This window comes from Micromonospora thermarum (assembly GCF_012034245.1).
GTDB lineage: Bacteria > Actinomycetota > Actinomycetes > Mycobacteriales > Micromonosporaceae > Micromonospora > Micromonospora thermarum.
Genome location: NZ_JAATEO010000069.1, coordinates 1 through 6,210, shown reverse-complemented (window position 1 = coordinate 6,210; position 6,210 = coordinate 1). Strand labels below are relative to the sequence as shown.

The 6,210-nt window shown below is 66.4% G+C and carries 7 protein-coding genes and 1 pseudogene; 6 read left to right on the top strand and 2 right to left on the bottom strand.

What is annotated here, in order from left to right; all coding sequences use genetic code 11:
• Nucleotides 1-15 precede the first annotated feature (15 nt).
• On the top strand, nt 16-309 hold the full coding sequence (locus tag HCJ94_RS29085) for a hypothetical protein (protein WP_168004201.1): 294 nt from the start codon (nt 16-18) through the stop codon (nt 307-309).
• Between the two features lie 493 nt (nt 310-802).
• The gene (locus tag HCJ94_RS29080; RefSeq protein ID WP_168004200.1) at nt 803-1,282 is read left to right on the top strand and encodes a barstar family protein; all 480 of its coding nucleotides are present in this window, start codon (nt 803-805) and stop codon (nt 1,280-1,282) included.
• Nucleotides 1,283-1,482: 200 nt separating this feature from the next.
• Here HCJ94_RS29080 and HCJ94_RS29075 read toward each other — a convergent pair whose 3' ends face one another.
• Entirely contained in the window at nt 1,483-2,031 is a 549-nt protein-coding gene (locus HCJ94_RS29075; RefSeq protein WP_168004199.1) for a hypothetical protein, read from the bottom strand.
• Nucleotides 2,032-2,294: 263 nt separating this feature from the next.
• Nucleotides 2,295-2,633, bottom strand: coding sequence for a hypothetical protein (locus HCJ94_RS29070; protein ID WP_168004198.1), 339 nt, complete (start codon nt 2,631-2,633; stop codon nt 2,295-2,297).
• 670 nt (nt 2,634-3,303) lie between these two features.
• Here HCJ94_RS29070 and HCJ94_RS31335 point away from each other — a divergent pair.
• The 4 genes and pseudogenes from HCJ94_RS31335 to HCJ94_RS29050 all read left to right on the top strand — a co-directional run.
• Nucleotides 3,304-3,642 (top strand): annotated as a pseudogene (locus HCJ94_RS31335) (PadR family transcriptional regulator); the annotation flags it as partial.
• Between the two features lie 313 nt (nt 3,643-3,955).
• Nucleotides 3,956-4,651 carry a hypothetical protein gene (locus HCJ94_RS29060; protein WP_168004196.1) on the top strand — a complete coding sequence of 232 codons (696 nt, stop codon included), beginning with the start codon at nt 3,956-3,958 and terminating at the stop codon, nt 4,649-4,651.
• A 54-nt stretch (nt 4,652-4,705) separates the two neighbouring features.
• Nucleotides 4,706-5,992, top strand: a complete 1,287-nt coding sequence (locus HCJ94_RS29055; protein ID WP_168004195.1) for an IS256 family transposase — start codon at nt 4,706-4,708, stop codon at nt 5,990-5,992.
• A 44-nt stretch (nt 5,993-6,036) separates the two neighbouring features.
• A partial coding sequence (locus tag HCJ94_RS29050; RefSeq protein WP_168004194.1) for a DUF2199 domain-containing protein occupies nt 6,037-6,210 on the top strand: 174 nt, incomplete at its 3' end.

The window sequence follows — 6,210 nt, the reverse complement described above, 5'->3', positions numbered from 1 at the left end:
GTCTAGTGCGGTCGTGTGTTGCAGGACGGTTGCCTCCAGGTCGGCGATGCGCCGATCAAGGAACCAGGCGTTGGAGCGGGCGGCTTGCAGCCGTTCCTCCAGCATCCGGTTCTGTGCGGTGAGTTCGCAGGCGCGCTGGCGCAGGGCGGTATTCGCGGCTGCGAGGCGCGCGACGGTATGGCGGGCCTCGTCGGTTTCCAGGTCACGGATGCGACCCAGCAGGTCCGCGATTGTGTTTCGCTGTGGGCAGCAACGGCATCGGCCGCCACATCGCCCAACGGCTGGTCGCCGACGGTGAAACGGTGCTGAAGCGGCTGCGGCGGGAGAACGCCGACGGTCGGCCGCAGCCTGGCCCCGTCCGGCACCCTCCCCCTCCCAGGCGAGTTGGATCCTTGCCCGGCTCGACGGCCCTGCGCAGCCGCGCTTCCCCCGTTTCCCGACACTCGCCGGGCACTTTCCAGACACGCATCGCGGACTCAATCAGTGCGCTTAACCAGGGTAAACCTCGGCCAGGATCTCACACATCTCCATGAGCCGAATCCTTATCCGGGAGGAGAGGACGCAGTTGCCGGTAAGCCCCACCCCGGAATCTGACACTTTTTCAGTTGGCTGGACGACATCCGGATCTTGGTGCCGGCAGCCGTCAGGCAAGCGGCACCGCGCATTGTCTGCGGCAGATCCGGTCATACGGTCGAGGCCTGCCCGTCGTGCGGTGCTGCCTCCCGGGCACACTGAAGACCATGGGAGACAAGGCGTGCGCGAGGCCGCTGAGCTCGTGGAACTACGTCGACCGTGGGCCTGAATGATAAACAACTGGTGGAACGGCTCCACTGATCAGCTCGCGGTCTGCTCGCGTAGTGCCCTGGTCGAGCTGGCGGCGGTGCTACCGGCAACGGGCAGGTTCGTCGTTGCCCGGCTTGACGGAACGAGGATGACGGATGCGGACCACGCCTTCTACGAGTTCTCCGACGCCCTGCTCTTTCCCGGCTACTTCGGCTGGAACTGGGACGCGTTGTCCGACTGTCTCCGTGATCTGAACTGGTTGCCCGCGGACGGGTATCTGATCGTTGTCGACAACGCGCCCCGGTTGCTGTCGAGCAGTGCCGAGGATCAGCACACGCTGTTCCGGATCCTGTCGCGGGCCGGTCATCACTGGGCGAGCCCTCTCGGCCAGCCGGACGGCAAGGGAGTCCCGTTCAAGGTGCTGCTGCTGTGCGACCGCGACGAGGAGGCGACGCTGTTGCGGCAGGAGATCGCCTGCGCAGTCCAGAACATGCGGTGAAATCGTCGATACTCGCGGCCGCCGCCTGCCATCCGCTTCGGCAGATCCGGTCGCCGTAGCGACCGCTCGGCGGCAGAAGCGTGAATGTGACCTTGGTGTGCTATGTCGTACTGCTCGCTCTGCCATCAGGCAGGACCGCCGCAACGAAGAGTCGATCCCGACGGGCTCTCCAGGGGCGAGAACCGACGCGTACCGCTCGCTCAGGCGTCCTGCTGTGCGGGGATGTCCAACTTTCCCGCCAGCCAGTCCGACTGGGGCACGGCCGATCCACGGATGCCGAGACTCGCCCGGGCCGCCTGGTAGAAGCGATCGCGTGTCTCGTTGGCATGGCCGAGCCCAGCAGCCAGCTCGAACCCCGCGGAAGTCATGCCGCGGGCGTAACGGGCGATATCCGTCACTGCGGCGCGCCACTCGCGGGCCGCAGTGATCGATGCGGCGTCGCCCAGGAGGAGGACACTCTCCCATGTCTTTGTGCGCCGGATGTCGGCCTCTTCCATCCTGGCCAGGGCGTGTTCACGATCGACACCGTGACGAAGCGCGTTCAGGTTGGCGATCCGGAGCGCGTACGTGTGCACTTCCTTGACTGCGTTGGCGAACTCGACGTACGCCTGAAGCCGGCGCTCGTCCCACCGCGCCGCCTGCTGGCGCTGCCACCGCGAGCGGTCCGCGATCAAGGTGGCGAGGATGGTCCCGCCTGTTCCGACGAGGACGCCGAGCAAAGCCGGCAGTTGGTCCATCAACGCGCTCATGGCCTCATGGTGCACGGACGCCACAACCCATATGCGTCTGCCCAGCAAGGCGCCCGACCTTCGGCGTGACCGCGCGACCAGCGGCATGAGCGTGCAGGTACAGCATCGCCTCGTAGCGCTGATTGCCGCACTCGTCAGACCTCGGTGGCAGCGGGTGGGATGCTCCACCGCAGTACGGCCTTGCCGACGACGCGCTCCAGTCAGCGGGCACACCTGTCCATATGGCCTCTGCCTGCCCCCTCATAAGCGAGCTCGGGACCTCCTTACCGAACAAGCTTGTGGAGCTTGTGTGCGACCAGCAGGCCGGTGACGACGAGGGTGACGAGACCGCTCGCGATCCCCAGGGCGACGGCGGGCCCAAGTCCGATGGCTGGGGCGGCCTGCACCGCTGTGGTCAAGCCGGCAACTATTGCTGCCAGAAGGCCAACGATCAGGGTGATCATCAAGATCAGCAGGTCTCGCGGGGTCAGCAAGTAGGTGTCGTTCTCTGCAGCCTCGTCGTCGACCGGCTTGGCCTGGCGTGGGATGTGAGGCGAATCGCCCCGTTCTGGCAGAGAGATCGTGCGTGCTGGCCGTCGCCGGCTTGGCGTGCTCTTGGGCACCGTTGCTCCAGGGGGCATCTTCATGGCTATTCGGATGGAGACGACCACCTGGAAGGGTGCCGCCGGTCACCGCCGAACGGCTCAAGGGGTGTCTCATGCCGGCTAACGAGGATTTCTCTTCAAGGTCACGGCTTGTGCGACATCGGTTCTCACGCAGAGTGGTCGCCCGAGTTGAACGTTTCGCGCAAACTCGGACGCTCGACCCTAACTCCATTACTGCTTGTAATCGTGAAAGTTTCGCGGGCGTTCGGCCTACTCAATCAATCATCATCGAAATGATGCGGCGTCAAGAACCCACCATTCGGCCGCCCTTGACCTCTCGAACTGGAAGAACCTCTCGCAGCAATGGACATGCATCTATGGCTGTGTTGCTTTCGCGCCGGTAACTTACTTAAGCAACGCTGATCGCGTCGCCCTCTGGGGTGCGCCACCAAGTAGGTGAAGGGTCGTTGGGGGTGACGAGGTGTGAGCCACGGGGCATCAACTTGGCGCGCACTCGAATGGAACGGCCCTCTGTCACCGCAGGGGGCCGTTCGCGTTGTGCGTCGCTGGCCAGCTACCCAGGGCGGAGAGGGAAGCAGTGACCGCGCGGAACAGCCGACAGAAGCGGCCCTACGCCGTGTCGCGCAAGTCTGCCGTCGATATAGTCGGTCGCCGATGAATTGAGGCCATGGCCACACTCAAGCCGTTGCAGGAACCCACCTTCTGGATCCTCACCGCCCTCGCCGGCGAGCCCATGCACGGCTACGGCATCGTCAGCGATGTCGCCGCGCTGTCCGGCGGGCGGTTGGCGCTGCGGCCTGGCACTCTCTACGGCACGCTCGACCGGCCTACCGACGAGGGACTGGTCGAGCCCGACCGTCAGGAGGTCGTCGACGGACGACTACGCCGCTACTACCGGCTCACCGGCACGGGCAGGTCAGTGCTCGCTGCCGAGACCGAACGACCACGCCGCAACGTCGCTGCTGCCACCCGACGCCTCCAGGCCTGCCCTACGGGCACCTTCCCGCCGTCGGCAGCACGGCACGCGGCTCCCCCGGCCGTCCGGCGGTTCGGCCCGTGCTTCGCCCGGCCGGGGGTTCGGCATGAATCAGCCCAGCCGCATCCCGGGACCGGCCGGGGCCGCATCGCCGCTGGAGCGCCGCTACCGGCGGCTGCTTCGCGCCTACCCGCGTCGCTGCCGGGCTGAGCGGGGTGAGGAGGTCGTCGGCACCTACCTCGACCTAGTCGACCCGCAACGGCGCTGGCCCTCCCCGCGCGACTCCCTCGACCTGCTCGGCGCCGGTCTCCGACAACGTCTGCGCGGACACGGCGCACTCGGGTTGGTCGACGCGCTGCCGCTCGCCGCGACCGCCGCACTGAACACGCTGATCGCCGTCGCGGTTTTCCTGCTGCCCCACGTCGAACTCAACGACCCAAGGACCACCGGACTCGACCCGGTCGGACCGGTTCACACCCTCGGCGCCGTCACCTGGCTCGGCTGGCTACTCGTCGGGCCTCACCGCCACGGCACTGCCCGGACCTGGGCCCGCCGCGCCACCGCCAGCGTTCTCCTGCTCACCACCGCCGTGACACCCGTGGCCGCCCTCACGAGGCTGCCCCGGCTACCGGTGTTCGTGCTGATCCCCGCCATCGCGCTCGGCCTGGCCACCCTCGCGCTACCCACCGACCCCAGCTGGTTCGCACGCGCCCTGCCGCTGCTCGCCGCCGGCTTCGGCACAGCCGTGTCCGTGTCGTTCGCTGCCGGAGAAAACGGCGGGGACTGGTTCACATCGTACGACTCGACACCCGAGACCCTGGCCATGGCCGATGGGCTGATGCTCGCACTGGTCCTGCTCGTCGGACTCGGCCGCGCCCTGTGGGCCGACAACACCGGTCTTCCGTTCTCGTACGGTACGCAGGCGCCGGCGTACTGGCGCGACGAGCTTGGCAGCGACAAGCACAGCGTTCTTGAAGACGAGATTTGCATCATCCAGGCGCAACACTACTTGTCCGGCACGGAGGGAGTGTGGATCTAACGGTGTTTCCGGCCTGACGCACCGGGCGTTGTGCCTGGTGAGGAGGGTGCCGTGATGACCGCGACACTGAACGACGTGACCGGACGGAAGAAGCGGCCTGAGCCGTCGGCGGAGGAACAGGCTGCCGCGGAGCTGGTCCGGCTGGCCAAGGAACAAGGGCTGTCGCTGACCGGTCCGGACGGTTTGCTCAAGCAGTTGACCAAGACGGTCCTGGAGACCGCGCTGAACGAGGAGATGACCGAGCACCTCGGCTACGCCAAGAACGATCCGGCCGGGGCGGGGTCGGGCAACGTCCGCAACGGCACCAGGCCGAAGACGGTGCTGACCGACAGCACCGGCCCGGTGCAGATCGATGTGCCTCGGGATCGTGCCGGCACGTTCGCCCCGCAGATCGTCCGCAAGCGGCAGCGGCGCCTGTCGGGGGTCGACGAGGTCGTGTTGTCGCTGTATGCCAAGGGTTTGACGACCGGGGAGATCAGCGCGCACTTCGCCGAGATCTACGGGGGGTCGGTGTCGAAGGAGACCATCTCCCGGATCACCGACAAGGTGATCGAGGAGATGACGGACTGGTCCCATCGCCCGTTGGATGAGATCTACGCGGCGGTGTTCATCGACGCCATCGTGGTCAAGGTGCGTGACGGGCAGGTCGCGAACCGGCCGTTCTACGCCGCGATCGGCGTGACTCTCGACGGGGACAAGGACATCCTCGGATTGTGGGCCGGCACGGGTGGTGAGGGCGCGAAGTTCTGGATGAGCGTGCTGACCGACCTGCGCAACCGTGGCGTCAAGGATGTGTTCTTCCTCGTCTGCGACGGCCTCAAGGGTCTGCCGGAGGTGGTCACCAACGTGTGGCCGCGCACGGTGGTGCAGACGTGCGTGATCCATCTGATCCGCAACACGTTCCGGCTGACCTCTCGCAAGTACTGGGACGAGCTGAAACGCGACATCAAGCCGATCTACACCGCCGTCAACGCCACCGCGGCCAGGGCCGCGTTCGATGACCTGGCCGACAAGTGGCGCGACCGCTATCCGGCGGTGATCCGGTTGTGGGACAACGCCTGGGCGGAGTTCATCCCGTTCCTCGACTACGACCTGGAGATCCGTAAGGTCATCTGCTCGACCAACGCGATCGAGTCGCTCAACGCCCGCTACCGGCGGGCGGTCAAGGCCCGTGGCCACTTCCCGAACGAGCAGGCCGCGTTGAAGTGTCTGTACCTGGTGACCCGGTCCCTGGACCCGACCGGAGCCGGCAGGACCCGATGGACGATGCGCTGGAAGCCTGCATTGAACGCGTTCGCCATCACCTTCAGCGACCGCTTCCCGGCCGCTGAAACCTACTAACCAAGACCGCCGGAAACACCGTTAGCGAGACAGCCCCGGCACGGATGGTAATCCCTGTCCTCGATGCCGACGACGACTTCGAGTGGGGCGTCTGGGTGTCGCTCAGTAGGGAGAACTTCCGCCGCACGCTCGATCTATGGACGACTCCCGGCCGGGAACAGGAACCGGCGTACTTCGGCTGGCTCTCCACCCAGCTTCCGGCCTACGCAGAAGAAACG

What these genes read in the sequence shown, in the direction of transcription:
- HCJ94_RS29080 (WP_168004200.1), top strand. Translation starts at nt 803, where the DNA reads ATGATAAACAACTGGTGGAACGGCTCCACTGATCAGCTCGCGGTCTGC.
- HCJ94_RS29075 (WP_168004199.1), bottom strand. Translation starts at nt 2,031, where the DNA reads ATGAGCGCGTTGATGGACCAACTGCCGGCTTTGCTCGGCGTCCTCGTC.
- HCJ94_RS29055 (WP_168004195.1), top strand. Translation starts at nt 4,706, where the DNA reads ATGACCGCGACACTGAACGACGTGACCGGACGGAAGAAGCGGCCTGAG.